The following is a 16,534-nucleotide window of genomic DNA, read 5'->3' on the forward strand; positions in this document are numbered from 1 at the left end:
TCCGGATCATGCAGGACGACCTCCGCGTACGGGCCGAGCAGCAGCGCAACGGCCTGGGCCACCGGCGCCCACAGCCGCACACGGGCATCTTGCGGGTCTTCGACATTCCCCATGCTCGGACTATAAGTCCAAGCTGGACAGACTGTCCAGTGATCCGGTGGCCGCCGATCTGTGGGGATTCCTCCCATTTGGCGTGTCGCCGGAGCAGGTGCGGCACCGGTGCGGCATGTTCTTCTGGCTGGCGCAATAGGCAGAAAAAGCAGAAATCGGTGGTCGATGGAGGTGCCCGATGGGCGCGAGTGGCATCGGGCAGGACCGGCCGGACGACGTGCCACCGCCATCGGGCAAGGAGCCGGAGAAGCCTGACGCCCCTCCTGCGGCCGGGCCTCCGCCCGGTCGGGCTCCCGGCGCCCGGAAGCCGGCCCCGACGAAGGTGCGGTCCGGTCCGCTGACGCGGCTGCGAGAGGCCGGGAGAACGGCCTTGGGAGCGGGCCCGCCCCCGGGGCCGGCTCGTCCGCGGTTCTGGCGGAGTCCACTCCGCGGTCCGTGGCTGACTGCGGTGTTCGGGCTGGTCCTGCTGTTCGGGATCTCCGTGCTCTTCGTGACGGGCCTGCTGTCGTACGCGGCCTACAACCCCGATCTCGCGGCGGTCAACGACCAGACGCCGAACAAGGGATGGCTCGGCTTCTACCTCTTCTCCTGGCCCACTTCTCCCTACTGGCTCTACCGGCTCACCCAGGGCATCCACGTGACGCTGGGAATCGTCCTCGTGCCCGTCCTGCTGGCGAAGCTGTGGTCGGTCATTCCCAAGCTGTTCGAGTGGCCACCGATCCGCTCGATCAGCCACGCTCTGGAGCGGTTGTCCCTGCTCCTGCTGGTCGGCGGCGCCGGCTTCGAGTTCGTCACCGGCATCCTCAACGTCCAGCTCCACTACATCTTCCCCGGCTCCTTCTACACCCTGCACTTCTACGGGGCCTGGGTGTTCATCGGCGCGTTCGTCGTCCACGTGGCCTTCCGGCTGCCCAGGGCCCTGCGGGCCGTACGGCCGCGACTCGGGGAACCTGCGGCGGGTAGCGAGGAAGCGTTCGGGCTGGTCGCGCCGAGCCCCGCGGCGCCGACCATCTCCCGCCGGGGCGCCCTGGCCATGGTGGGGCTCGGGTCCGTCGCACTGCTGGTGGTCACGGCGGGACAGAGCATCGGCGGATGGTGGCGGAACACCGCGCTGCTGGCGCCTCACGGCCGGGAGCCGGGCTCGGGCCCGAACGGGTTCCAGATCAACAAGACCGCCGCCTCGGTCGGCATCCGGCCCAGCGACGTCGGCCGCGCCTGGCGGCTGACCGTACGCGGCCCGGGGCGTCAGGTCGACCTGACGTACGAGCAGCTCCTGGCCATGCCCCAGCACGAGTCGGCCCTGCCCATCGCATGCGTGGAAGGCTGGTCGACCCCCGACCAGCGATGGGGCGGCGTCCGGCTCACCGACCTGGCCGCGCTCGTCGGGCCGGGTGTGAACACGCCCGAGGTCCTCGTGGAGTCGGTGCAACGCGGCGGCTCGTTCCGCTCGGCCGTGCTGAGCGACAACCAGGTCCGCGACAGCCGATCCCTCCTGGCCGTCCGCGTCAACGGGGCGACCCTCTCCGCCGACCACGGCTACCCGGCGCGGGCCATCGTCGCGGGGGCTCCGGGAGTCCACAACACCAAATGGGTCACCCGCCTGACCTTCGGAGAGACCGGATGAGCGCCCCGGCCGGCTTCCGGCGTCGTTACGGCGCCTCCCCCCTGCACCTGCTCCTCGTACTGGTCTCCTTCGCCCTCGCCGTCTACGCCGGTCTGCGCCTGTTCGAGGGGGACACCTTCGCAGTGGCCCTGTGGTTCGTCGGAGCGGCCCTCCTCCACGACCTGGTCCTGTTGCCCCTGTACTCGGTGACCGACCGGGCGGTGCAAGCGCTGTTCCCCCGGGGGCGGAGCGACGGTCGGCCCGCACCACGGGTGAGCGTGAACCACGTCCGCGTACCCGCCTTCGCCTCCGGTGTTCTGCTGCTGGTCTGGTGGCCGCTGGTCTTCCGCCAGGTCGGTCACTACACCGCGGCGACCGCCCTTCCGGCGGACGGGTTCCTCGGACGCTGGCTGCTGATCACCGCGGCGCTGTTCGCAGCCTCGGCCGTGGTCCTGGTCGTACGGACCTGGCGCTGGAGCCGGGATCAGCGGCAGGGGCGCGGCAGCGCGACGAAATGACGTCCTCGCCCGCCGGTCCGGGAACCGCACCCGGGAACCGCACCCGGGGTGCGGCCTGGAGCCGGTGGAGCGGGTCGTCCTGGCCGCCACCCGGCGTGGGCCGGCCGAGCTCCTCGGCCGCGGCGTCCCCGCGCCCGGCCGAGACGATGGCCGGATCCGAGAGAACCTCGTCATTGCGGACGCCAGGGCAGGGGAGCGAGGATCGGTACATGCCCGCACCCCACCGCGTCGTCATCGTCGCCTTCCCCGGCGTGGAACTCCTGGACATCACAGGACCTGCCGAGGTGTTCTCGGTCGCGACCCGGGTCTCCGAGGGCGGGTCCCCCGGCTACTCCGTCCAGGTCGCCACGGAGGACGGCGCTCCGGTGGCCACCTCCAGCGGCCTGCGGGTCCACTCCGACCTGCGGCTGGACGAGGTGACCGGCCGCGTCGACACCCTCCTGGTGTCCGGGGCGGTCGCCCACCCCGAAGGGGGTGGTGTCCGGGCCGTCGTCGATCCGGTGGTCACCGACTGGCTCCGTACGGCGGCACCGCGGGCCGGGCGCACGGGATCGGTGTGCGCCGGCGCCCATCTGCTGGCTGCGGCCGGCCTGCTGGACGGCCGGACCGCCACCACCCACTGGCTCACGGCGGCGCAACTGGCCGCCGCGCATCCAGAGGTCGACGTGGACCCCGATCCGATCTTCATCCGCTCCGGTCCGGTGTGGACCTGCGCCGGGATCACCTCGGGAATGGACATGGCACTGGCGATGGTGGCCGAGGACCACGGTCAGGCTCTCGCGCTCGCCACCGCGCGCATGATGGTCATGTACGTCAAACGCTCCGGCGGCCAGAGCCAGTTCAGCGTGCCCCTCTCCGTCCGGGCACCCGCCGACGACCGCATCGGCGAACTCCGTCGGTGGATCACCGAACACCCGGACGCCGACCTCTCCGCCGACGCTCTCGCCCAGCGCCTCAGCCTCAGCACGCGGCACTTCTCCCGGCTCTTCGCGCAGCGCACCGGCACCACGCCCGCCGCCTACGTGGAGTCGGCCCGGCTGGAGGCCGCACGGCGCCTCCTCGAGGAGAGCGACGCCGGCCTGCCCCAGGTGGCCACCGCCAGCGGCCTCGGCTCCCTGCAGACCCTCCACCGGTGCTTCCAACGGCACCTGGGGACCACCCCCGCCGAATACCGCCGCCGCTTCCGCTGAAGCCGGCCCGTCCGCCACCGACCACCCTTACCGCCCGCCCGGCCCTGCCTGCGGCCGGCGGATGCCGAGGCATGCCCGCGCCCGGCCCCTATACGAAAGGCCATCATGTCCGGCACGAAGATCATTCCGATTCCGGTGCTCGGCAAGCACGCGGTCAACGCCTACTTGCTGCTGGGCCGACGCCCCGTCCTCGTCGACGCCGGAACGCCGGGCAGCGCACGCCTCATCCACGACCGGATCGCCGCTCACGGAGTGGACCCGGCCGACCTCGCCCTGATCGTCATCACCCATGGCCACATCGACCACTTCGGCTCCGCAGCGGAACTGCACCGCCTCACGGGCGCACCCGTCGCCGGGCACACCGCCGACCTCGAACCCTTCCGCACCGGCCGACCGTTGATGCCGTACCTACCGACGGGACCCATGGGCCGACTGATGAACAGGAACAGGAAACTCCACGTCCGGGCCGACCCGTTCGAACCCGGGATCCTGATCAGCGGCGAAACCGACCTGTCCGACTTCGGGCTCGGGGGCCGGATCATGCCCACCCGGGGGCACACCGCGGGTTCCGTCTCCGTTCTCACCGATGATGGGGACCTCGTCGCCGGTGACCTCGTCGCCAACTCCTTCATGGGCCTCATCCCCGGCAAGCCGGCCAACCCGCCCTTCCACGACGACCCCCTGGGCAACCTCACGAGCCTGCGCGCCATGCTCGACCTCGGCCCCAGCCGCCTCCACGTCGGCCACGGCACACCGCTGGACCCCGAGCGCGTCCGCCGGTGGGCGCGGCTCGAAGAGCGACGGCTGGCCCGCCTCCACTCCCGGGGGCGTCTCCGAAGCCGCACGAAGAGCTGACACAGGCGATTCGCTTACGGCTCCCTTCAAGCCGTCGTCCCGCGCGGGACCGACCATTCCGCGACTGCCGCCGTTTTCCGCCGAATAGCCCACCCCTTTCGAGTGACACTCACGCACGCGAAGTGCGACGCGCTCCTGGCCCATATGGCGGACCGCGAGCCGCACCTCCCACTCCCGGCCCAAGGAGCAGAATGGACCTGCGACTACGGCGACGGCCGCCTCTACCGCAACGTCACCATCGCCGAGCTGGGCGACGGCCGGGCCGTACGGGTCACCGACTACTGGGGCGAACCCACCTCCACTCCCCCGTGGCGCCGACCGCTCACCGCCCGCCTCGACATGCCGGGCGACGGCATCTGGAAGGACCACGACCACCTCGGTCACCACTGACTTCCCGCCGGAAGCCCCCGGCCGTCACGCCCCGGTCGGCGTTCCCGGCCCTCCCGTATGACGGAAGTCTTACGTGCACGCGTGGGAGACCCTCCGCGGGCTCCGCACTGCGTAGCGTCCGGAGCATGCGCGTACTCGTCACCGGAGGGGCCGGGTTCATCGGCTCCCACATCGTCTCCGCCCTCACGGCCCGCGGGCACGAGCCCGTCGTCCTCGACGCCCTGCTCCCCGCCGCCCACCCCGGCACGCCGCCGCTGCCCGCCGCCGAGTTCGTGCGCGCCGACGTACGGGACGCCGACGCGGTCAGAGCCGCGCTCCGCGGCGTCGACGCGGTGTGCCACCAGGCGGCCATGGTCGGCCTCGGCAAGGACTTCGCCGACGCCCCCGCCTACGTGGGCTGCAACGACCTCGGGACGGCGGTGCTGCTGGCGGAGATGGCGGCCGCCGGTGTGGGGGCGCTCGTGCTCGCCGGGTCGATGGTGGTCTACGGGGAGGGCCGGTACACGTGCGAACGGCACGGAACGGTACGCCCCGGGCCGCGTCGGACCGAGGACCTGACGGCGGGCCGGTTCGAACCCCGCTGCCCTGACTGCGGAGCCGAACTCGCGCCGGGCCTCGTCGGCGAGGACGCCCCGACGGATCCGCGGAACGTGTACGCGACGACGAAGCTGGCCCAGGAGCACCTGGCGGCCAGCTGGGCCCGGTGCGTGGAGGGTCGGGCGGTGTCGCTGCGCTACCACAACGTGTACGGGCCGGGCATGCCGCGCGACACCCCGTACGCCGGGGTGGCCTCCTTCTTCCGCTCCTCGCTCGCCCGGGGCGAGGCGCCCCGGGTCTACGAGGACGGCGCGCAGCGAAGGGACTTCGTCCACGTGACGGATGTGGCCGCGGCCGATGTGGTGGCGCTGGAGGCGGTCGGTGCCCGGCGGGCGGGCGTACTCTCCGTGTACAACGCCGGCAGCGGCGAGCCCCACACGGTCGGCGAGATGGCCACCGCGCTGGCCACGGCGCACGGCGGACCCGCCCCGGTGGTGACGGGCGAGTTCCGCCTCGGCGACGTACGGCACATCACCGCCGACTCCGCCCGGCTGCGCACGGAGCTGGGCTGGCGTCCGACGGTCGGCTTCGCCGACGGCATGACCGAGTTCGCGCGGGCCGGCCAGCGCGATTCGGCCGGTGTGACCGGCTGAACCCGGGATCCGGCCGACGTCCTCGGCCGGATCCGCACCGCCTACACCTCCTACGCCGACGGCACGCAGATCACCTCCCGGCTCACCATGCTGAGCGGCAGCTCGACGATGGCGCCCGCGATTCCCCGCCGGGCGGTCGTCCATCACCGGCCCGGTCCGCCCCGTGCCGCCCGGTGCCGCCCGGTCCGGTCCGCGACGACCGAGGTACGGCGACAGACGACGCCCTTCCGACACCGAACGCCGCTCCGCGCAGAACAGGTTGTCGTGTGGACGCATGTCGAACGCCAGGTCGCACGCCGCCGGCCCCAGGAGGGAGCGCCCGGGGACCGAATCAAGCCCTTCCGGGGGCGCGGAGCTTGGACCGGCGGGCGGCCGGGCACCGATGCCCGCGTGCGCATCACAGACGAGACACATCGTTTCACCGCCCTGTCGGCACGGCTCACCGGCTTCGACGGAGCGGCCTTGGAAGCCACCGGCTTGACCGACGCGTACCGGGCGGTCGCCGCGGAACGACTCGGCGCCGGCCCGTACTCCCGGCTGCTGCACGAACTGCGCGAACCGGACGACTCCATGGACGGCGAGCTTCGTGAGGCGGCCCGCGCCGTGACGTACCTCTGGTACACGGGCAGTTGGCCGGGTCCGCCGTCGATGGCGGTGTCCTCGCGCGCCTACGCCGAGGCACTGGTGTGGAAGGCGGCCGGTCTCAAGGCTCCCGCCACCGAGCCGCAAGGGTACGGTAGTTGGGCCGGTACCCCCGACCGGTCCGGTCCGGGTGACGGGATCGAAGGGCGCGGCCTGTGATGGGGTACGACGTGATCGTCGTCGGCGCCGGTGTCGCGGGCTCGCTCGTCGCGCACCGGCTTGGCCGGCACGGCCGACGGGTCCTGGTCCTGGAGGCGGGCGTGGCGGGCCCCCACCGCCACGAACCGACCGCCGACCCGCTCACCACGGCTGCCGCAGAGGTGCCGAGCTCCCCCTACCGGGCCCATCCGGCAGCTGCCTGGCCCGAGGTCACCGACCTCATCGGCACGGACGGAACTCCCGGCTTCCAGGCGTCCGGCCACCTACGGCAGGACGGCCCGCTCCCGTACGCCAGCGGATACGTCCGCGTGAACGGCGGCACCGGCAACGCCTGGACCGGCCTCGCGCCGCGCATGCTCCCGGAGGACTTCGACACCGAGTCCTTCGGATACGGGCGGAGATGGCCGCTCACCTATGACCAACTGGAGCCGTACTACCGGGCGGCCGAGGAGGAGTTGGGGGTGGCGGCCGATGCCGACGAACAGCGCGAGCACGTCGGTCTGCCCTTTCCCGACGACTACGTGTTCCCCATGCGGCCCCTGCCCGCCGCACGTGTGGACCGTCTGCTCTCGGCGCGCCTCGACGGGCGCCGCGTCAAGGACCCCGTCACCCTGCGCGAAGTCGAGCTGAGGGTGGTCGGCACACCACACGCGCGCAACGGCGTCCCGGACCCCCGGTACGACGGCGGACGCGGCTACGTGCCGCGAGGACGGCGCGGGCGGCCGGACCCGGACAGCCGGTGCGTGGGCAACGCGACCTGCATCCCGCACTGTCCTTCCTACGCGAAGTACACCCCGCTCAAGACGCAGGGCCGCTGGAGCACGACCGTCACGCTGCGGGACCGGTCCGTCGTGAGCCGCGTCCTCGTCGACGGCCGGGGCCGCGCCACGGGCGTGGAGTACCGCACGTACGACGGAAGGGTTTCCGTCGCGCACGCCGATGTGGTCGTGCTCGCCGCGCACGCCGTGGAGAACGCCCGGCTGTTGCTCCTCTCCGGGCTCGCCGACGCAGGCGGCCAGGTCGGACGCAATCTGATGGACCATCCGGTCCTGCTGACCTGGGGCCTGTTGCCCGAGGACACCGGGCCGTACCGTGGCCCCGGCTCGGTCTCCGGCTTCGAGGGCTTCCGCACCGGGGCGGCGCGCCGACTGCGGGCGCCCTTCCGCGTCGAACTCGGGACATGGGGCTGGGTCTGGGCAAGGGGACCCGTCGACACGGACGTGGACCACTTCGTCACCGAACGGGGGCTTTTCGGGACGGAATTGCGGCGGGCGGTCGGCGACCGGATCCGCCGCCAGTTCACTCTCCAGTTCGAGATGGAACAGGGCGCCGATCCGGCGAACCGGATCACCCTCCACCCACACGAGCGCGACGCGCTGGGACTGCCCCTCCCCCTCGTCACGTACGACCTCGATGAGCACGTGAAGAAAGGGATGGCGGCGGCCCTGACGGTCTCGGAGCGGATCTTCGCTCTGCTCGGCGCCGAGGACCACACCGACTACGCGCCGGTGGCGGCCTGGCCGGGCCGCTTCGAGTACCACGGCCGCACCTATGGCTACCGCGGCGCCGGCCACGCCGCCGGCACCCACATCATGGGCGACTCCCGCGCCACGTCGGTGGTGGACGTCTGGCAGCGCTGCTGGGACCATCCGGGCCTGTACGCGGTCGGCTGCGGCAGCATGCCTTCGGTGGCCACCTCCAACCCGACGCTGACGATGGCCGCGCTCGCCCTGCGCAGTGCCGAGCGGATCGAGGCGGACCTGGCCGCCCGCGACCGCCCGGCGTCCCTGGCCTCGCCCCTGGCATCCCCCGCGATCAGCATGACATCACCGCCCCGAGGAGGCTCGGCATGACCGCACACCTGCCCCTGCCGCCCGTACCCGAGCCCTTTCGGCTCCCCTTCCATTACGGGGCGTTGCACCAGATCGGCGTCGACTGGCTGGTGGACCCCGGGCCGGTCCGCGAACTGCTCGCCGAGCACCACCCGGATCTGACCGCGGCCGCGTTCGAGGACGGACGGGCGCTGGTCTCGCTCAACTATCAACTGTACTTCGCGCAGTACGCGTTCGGCGGCGGAGTCACCCAGGAGATCGAGCTCAACGTCATCGCCTTCCCGACGGCTTCGGAAGGCCGTCTGCCGCGCCTGGGCTACGCCCAGTACGCCCAGGGCTGGGACCAGACGAAGCTGCTCGGCATCGCCCGCGTCCACGTCGTGTGCGACAACCCGTTCGCGATCAGAGCCGGGCGCGAGCTCTACGCGGAACCCAAGTACCCGGGCTGGTTCGAAGTCGGCCTGCCGTCCCTCAACGGACCTGAGGGCAAGACCTGGACCGTACGGTGCAGGGCGGCCGCGATCGGCCCGGACGACACCTTGGAGAAGGACCCGCGCCCGCTGCTGGACCTCACGGCGGAGCTGGACGGCCTCACCGCCGTCGCCGCCAACTCAGCCCCGATCACCGGTTACGGCACCGACCACGAGGGCCGGCTCCTCGCCGGCCCCATGAACGTGTACCAGCCGTATCGCTGGTACGACCTGGCTGCCCCGGAACACTCGGATCGCGCGCGTCTGGCGCTTCACTCCCCGGACGGCGGGCTCGGCCGCGGCATCCGCGCCCTCCTCGGCGACGAACCACCGGCCGTCGGCGCCTGGACGTTCCAGTCCCCCCCGGTGGCCGCCCACAACCGCCCGTACTACCTGCCGACGGGACCACGCCTCTGACGGCCTGGCCCCTCGTTCCCCCTGGACCCGGAGAATCGGTCGGCGGTGGGCCGCAAGACGGCCCCACCCGCTCAGTCCTGACGACGAGGGCTTCGCCGTCACCACATCCCTCGGGTTTCGTGCCCAGTTGCAGGTGTCTTGGAGATCGGGCCCCTCGACGCCGCAGGCTCATTCCCCGATATCGAGATCGACAGTCCGTCGGTCAGCCATCGGTGAGCCACCGTCATGTTCAGCACGCGCCCGCCGGTGGCGGTGCCGACGAGGGCCCAGTACCGTTCCAGGCGGGGGTCGAAGCCGGATGACCTCGACACCAGCCCGTGCAGGTACGCGCGGAAGGCGGGGGTGTCCGACTCCCGCCGGGCTCGTGCGTGGGCGGACACGAATGCGTTCACCGCATCCCCGGCGCCGGGCGGGAGACCCTGGGCCAAAGCGGCGGTCGTCAGAGCGGCAGAATCGTCGATCTCCCCGTAGAAGGCCGGGGCGTCCCTCATCTCTTCGTCGTGGTCCTGAGTCCAGCGGGTGAAACCGGGCGTGGCGATGAGCAGATGAAGCTCCGCGTAGGCCAGGGCCGAACCGGGATCGGGATCCTGCGGTGGGGCGGGGGACAGCATGGCGATCATGATGTCGAGTCGGCGCTCGGGCATGGCCGCGGACAGCTCGCGGTACCAGTGATCGGTGAGAGTGCGGTGCGCCTGTGGGAGCCGCTGCACGCGGGAGAGGATCTCCAGACGCCGGAGCCGTTCTTCGCTCGTGCAGTCGTCCAGGGCCTTGAGCGTTGCCTGGCGCCACCGCAGTTCGGTCAGTCGTTCCTGCACCACTTCGAGCTCGGTCGCCACCAGTTCACCGAGGGAGCACTCACCGGTGACCACCTGCGTGATGGTCGCGATCGGGGTGTCCAGCGCCCTGAGACGTCTGATGAGACGGATCCGCTCCCACGCCTCAGGACCGTAGCGCCGATGACCACCGGCGCTACGGCCGGCCACGGGCAGCAGACCGCTGTCGGAGTAGTAGCGGAGGGTCTTCACCGGAACCTCCGTTCCGGCCGCGAGTTCACCGATGCTCCACGTGTCTTGCGTCACAGCCTCTTGAACCTCCAGCGCGCGGGAGGTCCTAGCGTATTGAGCACCGACCGCGTCGGTCCGCACCAGCCCCCCACCGTTCAGGCCTCGTTCCGGCCCGAGCGGCCTCGCGCGGCCGTGTCCGATCCCGTCCCCGACCAAGAGCGGTGGGTATGTCCCCGACCATGACAGCACCACGTCCATGCCGAAGAGCCAGGATCCGTCGGGCGCTCTTCCCCGTGCTCTGCACGGCGGTGGCACTACTCACCGCCACCGCCGTGCCGGCGACCGCCGCCGCACCACCCGGTGCCCCGCATTCCGCGTGGCAGAGCGGTACCGTCGTACGAACCGATCACGGCCTGGTACGCGGTGTGTCACGCGGCGCGTACACCACCTTCGACGGCATTCCCTACGCTGCGCCTCCGACGGGACCGCTGCGCTGGCGCGCTCCCGTGCCCGCCGCCACGTGGCACGGTGTCCGGGATGCGACGACGGCGGCTCAACGCTGCGTCCAGATGCCGACACCAGGTGCGAGCGCGGTCCTCGGATCGGAGGACTGCCTCTACCTCAACGTCACCGTGCCGACGCCGAAGCCGAACCCGAAGCCGGCCGGACAGAAGCGGCCCGTGCTGGTGTGGATGCACGGTGGTGCGTTCCTGGGCGGTTCCGGCAGTGACTACAGCGCCGAACAGCTGGCCGTCCGGGGTGACTCGGTCGTCGTCACGGTCAACTACCGTTTGGGGATCTTCGGTTACTTCGGCCACCCCGGGCTGGGTTCCGCCCCTCCGTTCGGCCTGGCGGACCAACAGGCAGCCCTGCGCTGGGTGCGGGCGAACGCGGAGCGCTTCGGCGGTGATCCGCGCAGTGTCACGCTCTTCGGTGAGTCCGCGGGCGCCCTCAGCATCTGTGCACACCTCACCTCTCCGACGGCCGTCGGACTCTTCCAGCGGGCCGTACTCCAGAGCGGTTCCTGCCTCATGTCGTTCCCGCGCGGCGCTCTCGGACCCGGAACACCGGCGTACGAGCCGTTCGCCTCACAGCACGATGTCCTGACGGCCGGTGCAGAAGCCGCCCGGCAACTGGGCTGCCCGGCGGACGACGGAGCCGAGGTGCTGACATGCCTGCGCGGGCAGAGCACGGATCGCCTCGCCACCGCGCAGCTGATGCAGTCCTTCAACCGGCCCGCCTTCGGCAACGCGCTGCTGCCCGTGGCACCGGACCGGGCATGGGCATCGGGACGCTTCCACCGCGTGCCGGTCATCCTGGGCACCAACCACGATGAGATGCGGATGTTCGTCGGCCTGACGCTCGCCGCGTTCCCGATCCGCACCGAGAGCGACTATCGCGCCCGTCTGGTGGACGCCTTCGGGCCCGCCGCGCCGGCCGTCGAGGCGCAGTATCCGGCTGCACACCACCCCACGCCCGCACTGGCCTGGGCCACGGTGCTGACCGATCGATCCCTCGCGTGCACCACACTGGCGGCCGGACGAGCCTTCTCCACTCATGCCCCTGCCCTCCCGCTCTACGGCTACGAGTTCAGCGATCCGGAGGCTCCTGTCCTCACCGGTCTGCCGGCGAACCAGGGCTTCCCCTACGGTGCGGCGCACGGCTTCGAGATGCCGTTCCTGTTCTCCTCCTTCCCCACCGAGCGACCGCTGACCGACGCCCAGCGCGCCCTGTCGGACCGGATGGTCGACTACTGGACGGACTTCGCTCGCACCGGCAACCCGAACGCCTCCGACGCACCCCTCTGGCCGCTCCTCCACCCTTCGTCACCTCTCGCGCGGCCAGTGCAGTCGTTGGCTCCCGGAGCAGGCGGAATCCACCCCGTCGATGCGTATTCCGCACACCACTGCTCGTTCTGGGACCGCCTGCCTCGGTGAGCCCGCCTCGCGTACAGGACCAGGACGACCCCGGCGCGGAAGCTGATCGGCCCCGTCAGCCACGGGCGCCCGGCTCACGTCGGCGGGGTCGCGGTCCTTGCCGACGGCCCCCGGGCACTTCGCTCACCGACCGGTGACCACGATCTCCCGCTTGAGGATCTTGCCTGTGGGGCCCTTGGGGAGCTCGGCCGTGAAGGTGACGATCCGGGGGTACTTGTACGCCGCCACCCGGTCCCTGACGTACTCCCGGATCTCCTCGGCCGTGGCCTCGGTACCGGGTCGGAGCACGATCACCGCTGCGATCTCCTCGCCGTGGAACGAGTGCGGCACGCCGATGACGGCGGCTTCGGCGACGGACGGGTGCGCGTACAGCACCTCCTCGACCTCACGCGGGTACACGTTGTAGCCACCGCGGATGATCAGATCCTTCTTGCGGTCGACGATGAAGTAGCAGCCGTCCTCGTCGACACGCGCCAGATCACCGCTGTGGAACCATCCGTCGTGGACCGCCTCCGCCGTGGCCTCGGGGCGGTTCCAGTAGCCCGTCATGAGGTTCTCGCCGCGGATCGCGATCTCGCCGACCTCTCCCGAGGGCACCGCGCCGCCGCCCTCGGCGACGAGCTTCATCTCGACTCCGCGGACGGGCTGTCCGATCGAGCCCGCCTTGCGCGGGCGGTCCGGGTGGTTGAAGGCGGCGACCGGTGAGGTCTCGGAGAGTCCGTATCCTTCGAGGACGGTGACACCGAAGCGCCGCTCGAAGCCGTGCAGCACCTCCACCGGAAGCGAGGCGCCGCCCGAGACGGCCAGGCGGAGCCCACGGGCGCTGAAGCCTTCGGGGAGCTCGGCGTGGAGCAGCGCCGCGTACATCGTCGGCACACCGAGGAACACGGTGACCCCGTCGCGGGCCATGATCTCCAGGGCGCGCTGCGGCTCGAACCGCGGCGACAGGGTCAGTGTGGCGCCGGCGGCGACGGCCGTGTTCAGCGCGCAGGTCTGGCCGAAGGCGTGGAAGAGGGGCAGTCCGCCGAAGAGCACGTCGTCAGGTCCGACCTGAAGCAGCGTCTCGGCCGCGGTGGCGGCGTTGGTGGCCAGGTTCCGGTGGGACAGTTCGGCCCCCTTCGGCGTCCCGGTCGTGCCCGAGGTGTAGAGGATGAGGGCCGGGTCCTCATCGGTGCGGTCGACGACGCCGGGCACCGGTTCGTGGGCCCGCAGCATGTCGTCGAAGTCCGCGGGCTCGGTCACCAGGTGTTCGGTTCCGGTCTCGGCGGCGGCCTTCACGACCTCGTCCGCGAACAGAGGGAACACCAGCGCGATCCGTGCCCCGCAGTCGCGCAGGGTGAAGGCCACCTCACGGGCTTTGAGGAGCGGATTCATCGGCACGACCACGCCGCCGGCCCGCAGGATGCCGTAGTACACGACGGGGAACAGCGGCACGTTGGGCATGGTCAGCGCGATGCGGTCGCCGGGCCGGACGCCGCGGGCGCGCAGGAGGGCGGCGACTCTGGCGCTCGCGTCGTCCAACTGGGCGTAGGTGAGCGTGCTGTCGTCGTGGCGGAGGGCGATGCGATCGCCCTGGGCCCCGGCGGAGTCCACGAGGAACGTGGCGAGGTTGGTCATGTCGGCAATCTCCTTGGGTTCGTCTCGTCCTCGAAGTCAGCTCGCGCGTGCGTGATCGGGCGGACCGGGCCGGCGAACGGCGCCATGCTAGGTTGCCCAGTCATCGCCGTGCTTGTCCTGGCGTGACATGGGACTTTTCTTTTCGGGACAGTCTTGGAGCGTGCACATGAGGCCCCTGGTCCGCACCGCAGCCCTCAGCGGCTACGTCGAGCTGTGTCGGTCGCTCGGTATCGACCCTCAGCCGCTGATGAAGCGCGTGGGCCTGGACACCGCCGCCCTCGCGGTCCAGGACCGGTGGATCTCCGGCTCCGCCGCGGTCCAGGTGCTGGAACTGTCGGCAGCCGCCGCGGGTCACGAGGACTTCGGATTGCTCATGGCGGAGTTCCGGCGCTTCTCCAACCTCGGCCCCATCAGTCTGGTCGTCCGTGAGGAACCCGATGTGCGGAGCGCGCTGGGGCTGTTGATCCGCCACCAGCACATGTACAACGAGGTCCTGGACACCCGGCTGTCCGAGGGGGACGGGCTGGCCACGTTGAAGGTCGACCTGCGTCTCGGCGAAGTGATGGACACCCGGCAGGCCACGGAGCTGGCCGTCGCCGCCTACCACCGGATCCTGCGCGACTTCCTGCACACCCGATGGCAGCCGCTCTCCGTATGGTTCAGGCACCCTGCGCCGGCGGACGTCTCGACGCACCGGCGGGCCTTCGGCCCCATCGTGGAGTTCGATCGCGAGTTCGACGGCATCGTCTTCTACGCGGGCGATCTCGACGCGCCCAACGCGATGGCGGATCCACTGCTGCGCGAGTACGCGCACCAGTACTTCGAGGCGATCACCGTGCCCAGGGACACCACCGCCGCGGATCGGGTGCGCGAGCTGATCGAGGTCCTGCTGCCGACGGGGCGCTGCTCGATCGAGCAGGTCGCCCGTAGCCTGGGCGTCGACCGGCGGACCGTGCACCGGCACCTGGCCGCCTCGGGCGAGACGTTCTCCTCGCTCCTGGGCGCCACCCGCCGGCACCTCGCGGAGCAGTTCGTCGCGAACCCACGGCGCTCACTCACGGAGATCTCCGACCTGCTGGGCTTCTCGTCGCTGAGCGGCTTCTCGCGCTGGTTCCACGAGCAGTTCGGGTGCAGCCCCCGGGCATGGCGCAGGGCCAGGAGCCGACCCCGGCCCCCCGGCCAGGACTGAGATAGCGGGCGGGACGGGCTCGGCCGAGCCGAGCCGTGCCCGGCCCCACGCGGCACGGCCCGATGTCCCCAAATGACAAATTTTCTGTCCCTGAGGGTCAAGCGATCACCGTTGCCCGCCCCTACCTTGGCACCACCGCAGAGACGCGGTCGGCCGCCGGACGGGAGCGGGTTCCCCTATGCACGCTTCCTCCGGACCGGTCGATCGTACGAGGGCCGCCATGCGCCCGCTGTCCCCGGTGACCCGCATCCATCCTCGCCGGACATCCCAGCCCCTCGCATCGCACGCGGCGATGCTTCCGGCGAGTGATCACCGATCGCACGAAGGAGACGGACCGTGCATTTCCACGACGACTCACTCTTCCCGGAGAACCAGGAAAAGCTGGTGATCCAGGCCGCTCCCTACGGGCCGGAGTGGCTGCCCGGCGACGCCGACGACCTCCCCCTGACGATGGACGAGCACGTACAGGCGGCCGTGGACTGCTACAACGCCGGGGCCACCGTGCTCCACATCCACGTACGCGAGCTCGACGGCAAGGGCTCCAAGCGGATGTCCATGTTCAACGAGCTGCTGGGCCGGCTGCGTCAGGCCGTGCCGGACATGGTCCTGCAGATCGGCGGCTCGATCTCGTTCGCTCCGGAGGACGAGGGCAGCGAGGCCAAGTGGCTGAGTTACGACACCCGCCACCTGCTGGCCGACCTCGACCCCGCGCCGGACCAGGTGACGATCGCGATCAACACCAGCCAGATGAACATCGTCGAGATCATGACCGACGACGACCTGGCAGGCACCTCGATCGCGAAGCCCGAGTACTACAAGGCCTACCGCGACATGGTCGTCGAGGCGGGCCCCGATTTCTACCTGGAGCACCTGGAGCGCCTGCGCGAGAACGGCATCCAGCCGCACTTCCAGCTCGCCACGCTGGCCCAGCTCGAATCCGTGGAGCGGCTCATCCGGGCCGGCGTCCACACCGGCCCGCTGATCCTCAACTACGTGGCCATCGGCGGCGGTTTCGCGGGCCGGCACCCGGCAGACCTGATCGAGTTCGTCCGTCGCACCCCGGACGGGGCCGTCCTCACCATCGAGAGTTCCATGCGCGCGGTGGCGCCGATGAACGCGATCGGCATCGCGCTCGGTGTGCACGTGCGCGTGGGCAACGAGGACAACCTGTGGCGGCGCAAGGGCGAGCGCATGACCACCGTCGAGCAGATCGAGCAGATGGTGCAGATCTCCGAGGCGCTCGGCCGCGACATCGCGACGGGCGCCGAGGCCAAGAAGATCTACAAGCTCGGCGAGTCCTACTCCGGGGCCGACGAGACGCTGGCCCGTCTCGGCATGGTGCCGAACCGCCGTCCTGGTCAGCGCGGGCCCATGCTGCGCGTCGTCTGATCGCGGCACGGGACCGCCGCG

At 71.1% G+C, this 16,534-nt stretch carries 14 protein-coding genes; 12 read left to right on the forward strand and 2 right to left on the reverse strand.

The features are described 5' to 3' along the window. The first annotated feature begins 481 nt into the window (after positions 1-481). The 9 genes from AB8A24_RS34900 to AB8A24_RS34940 all read left to right on the forward strand — a co-directional run bounded on the left by AB8A24_RS34900 (position 482) and on the right by AB8A24_RS34940 (position 9,377). On the forward strand, positions 482-1,735 hold the full coding sequence (locus AB8A24_RS34900; RefSeq protein WP_328960460.1) for a molybdopterin-dependent oxidoreductase: 1,254 nt from the start codon (positions 482-484) through the stop codon (positions 1,733-1,735). Further along, the gene (locus AB8A24_RS34905; RefSeq protein ID WP_328960461.1) at positions 1,732-2,232 is read left to right on the forward strand and encodes a hypothetical protein; all 501 of its coding nucleotides are present in this window, start codon (positions 1,732-1,734) and stop codon (positions 2,230-2,232) included. Before AB8A24_RS34900 ends, AB8A24_RS34905 begins: the two co-directional genes overlap by 4 nt. Before the next feature lie 209 nt (positions 2,233-2,441). Beyond that, positions 2,442-3,422 (forward strand): helix-turn-helix domain-containing protein, encoded by a 981-nt coding sequence (locus tag AB8A24_RS34910; RefSeq protein WP_328960462.1) that lies wholly within the window; start codon positions 2,442-2,444, stop codon positions 3,420-3,422. Positions 3,423-3,527: 105 nt separating this feature from the next. Then, positions 3,528-4,277, forward strand: coding sequence for an MBL fold metallo-hydrolase (locus AB8A24_RS34915; protein WP_369478487.1), 750 nt, complete (start codon positions 3,528-3,530; stop codon positions 4,275-4,277). A 102-nt stretch (positions 4,278-4,379) separates the two neighbouring features. Then, positions 4,380-4,667 carry a hypothetical protein gene (locus AB8A24_RS34920; protein WP_369478488.1) on the forward strand — a complete coding sequence of 96 codons (288 nt, stop codon included), beginning with the start codon at positions 4,380-4,382 and terminating at the stop codon, positions 4,665-4,667. 125 nt (positions 4,668-4,792) lie between these two features. Then, positions 4,793-5,857: an NAD-dependent epimerase/dehydratase family protein gene (locus AB8A24_RS34925; RefSeq protein WP_369478489.1), complete on the forward strand. Its 1,065-nt coding sequence runs from the start codon at positions 4,793-4,795 to the stop codon at positions 5,855-5,857. 390 nt (positions 5,858-6,247) lie between these two features. Beyond that, positions 6,248-6,658 (forward strand): hypothetical protein, encoded by a 411-nt coding sequence (locus AB8A24_RS34930; protein ID WP_369478490.1) that lies wholly within the window; start codon positions 6,248-6,250, stop codon positions 6,656-6,658. Next, positions 6,658-8,511, forward strand: coding sequence for a GMC family oxidoreductase (locus AB8A24_RS34935; protein WP_369478491.1), 1,854 nt, complete (start codon positions 6,658-6,660; stop codon positions 8,509-8,511). Before AB8A24_RS34930 ends, AB8A24_RS34935 begins: the two co-directional genes overlap by 1 nt. Beyond that, on the forward strand, positions 8,508-9,377 hold the full coding sequence (locus AB8A24_RS34940; protein ID WP_369478492.1) for a hypothetical protein: 870 nt from the start codon (positions 8,508-8,510) through the stop codon (positions 9,375-9,377). Before AB8A24_RS34935 ends, AB8A24_RS34940 begins: the two co-directional genes overlap by 4 nt. Before the next feature lie 98 nt (positions 9,378-9,475). On the opposite strand, the gene AB8A24_RS34945 is transcribed toward AB8A24_RS34940, so the two are convergent. After that, on the reverse strand, positions 9,476-10,456 hold the full coding sequence (locus AB8A24_RS34945) for a MerR family transcriptional regulator (protein WP_369478493.1): 981 nt from the start codon (positions 10,454-10,456) through the stop codon (positions 9,476-9,478). 164 nt (positions 10,457-10,620) lie between these two features. Between AB8A24_RS34945 and AB8A24_RS34950 the strand changes: the two genes are divergently transcribed. Next, positions 10,621-12,318 (forward strand): carboxylesterase/lipase family protein, encoded by a 1,698-nt coding sequence (locus tag AB8A24_RS34950; protein ID WP_369478494.1) that lies wholly within the window; start codon positions 10,621-10,623, stop codon positions 12,316-12,318. A gap of 123 nt (positions 12,319-12,441) precedes the next feature. Here AB8A24_RS34950 and AB8A24_RS34955 read toward each other — a convergent pair whose 3' ends face one another. Further along, positions 12,442-13,935 carry a long-chain fatty acid--CoA ligase gene (locus tag AB8A24_RS34955; protein WP_369478495.1) on the reverse strand — a complete coding sequence of 498 codons (1,494 nt, stop codon included), beginning with the start codon at positions 13,933-13,935 and terminating at the stop codon, positions 12,442-12,444. 166 nt (positions 13,936-14,101) lie between these two features. On the opposite strand from AB8A24_RS34955, the gene AB8A24_RS34960 reads away from it, so the two are divergent. Together AB8A24_RS34960 and AB8A24_RS34965 are read left to right on the forward strand one after the other, a co-directional pair. Beyond that, entirely contained in the window at positions 14,102-15,124 is a 1,023-nt protein-coding gene (locus AB8A24_RS34960; protein WP_369478514.1) for an AraC family transcriptional regulator ligand-binding domain-containing protein, read from the forward strand. 336 nt (positions 15,125-15,460) lie between these two features. Beyond that, positions 15,461-16,513, forward strand: coding sequence for a 3-keto-5-aminohexanoate cleavage protein (locus AB8A24_RS34965; protein ID WP_328960474.1), 1,053 nt, complete (start codon positions 15,461-15,463; stop codon positions 16,511-16,513). Positions 16,514-16,534: the final 21 nt, after the last annotated feature.

This window comes from Streptomyces sp. BF23-19 (assembly GCF_041106355.1).
GTDB lineage: Bacteria > Actinomycetota > Actinomycetes > Streptomycetales > Streptomycetaceae > Streptomyces > Streptomyces virginiae_A.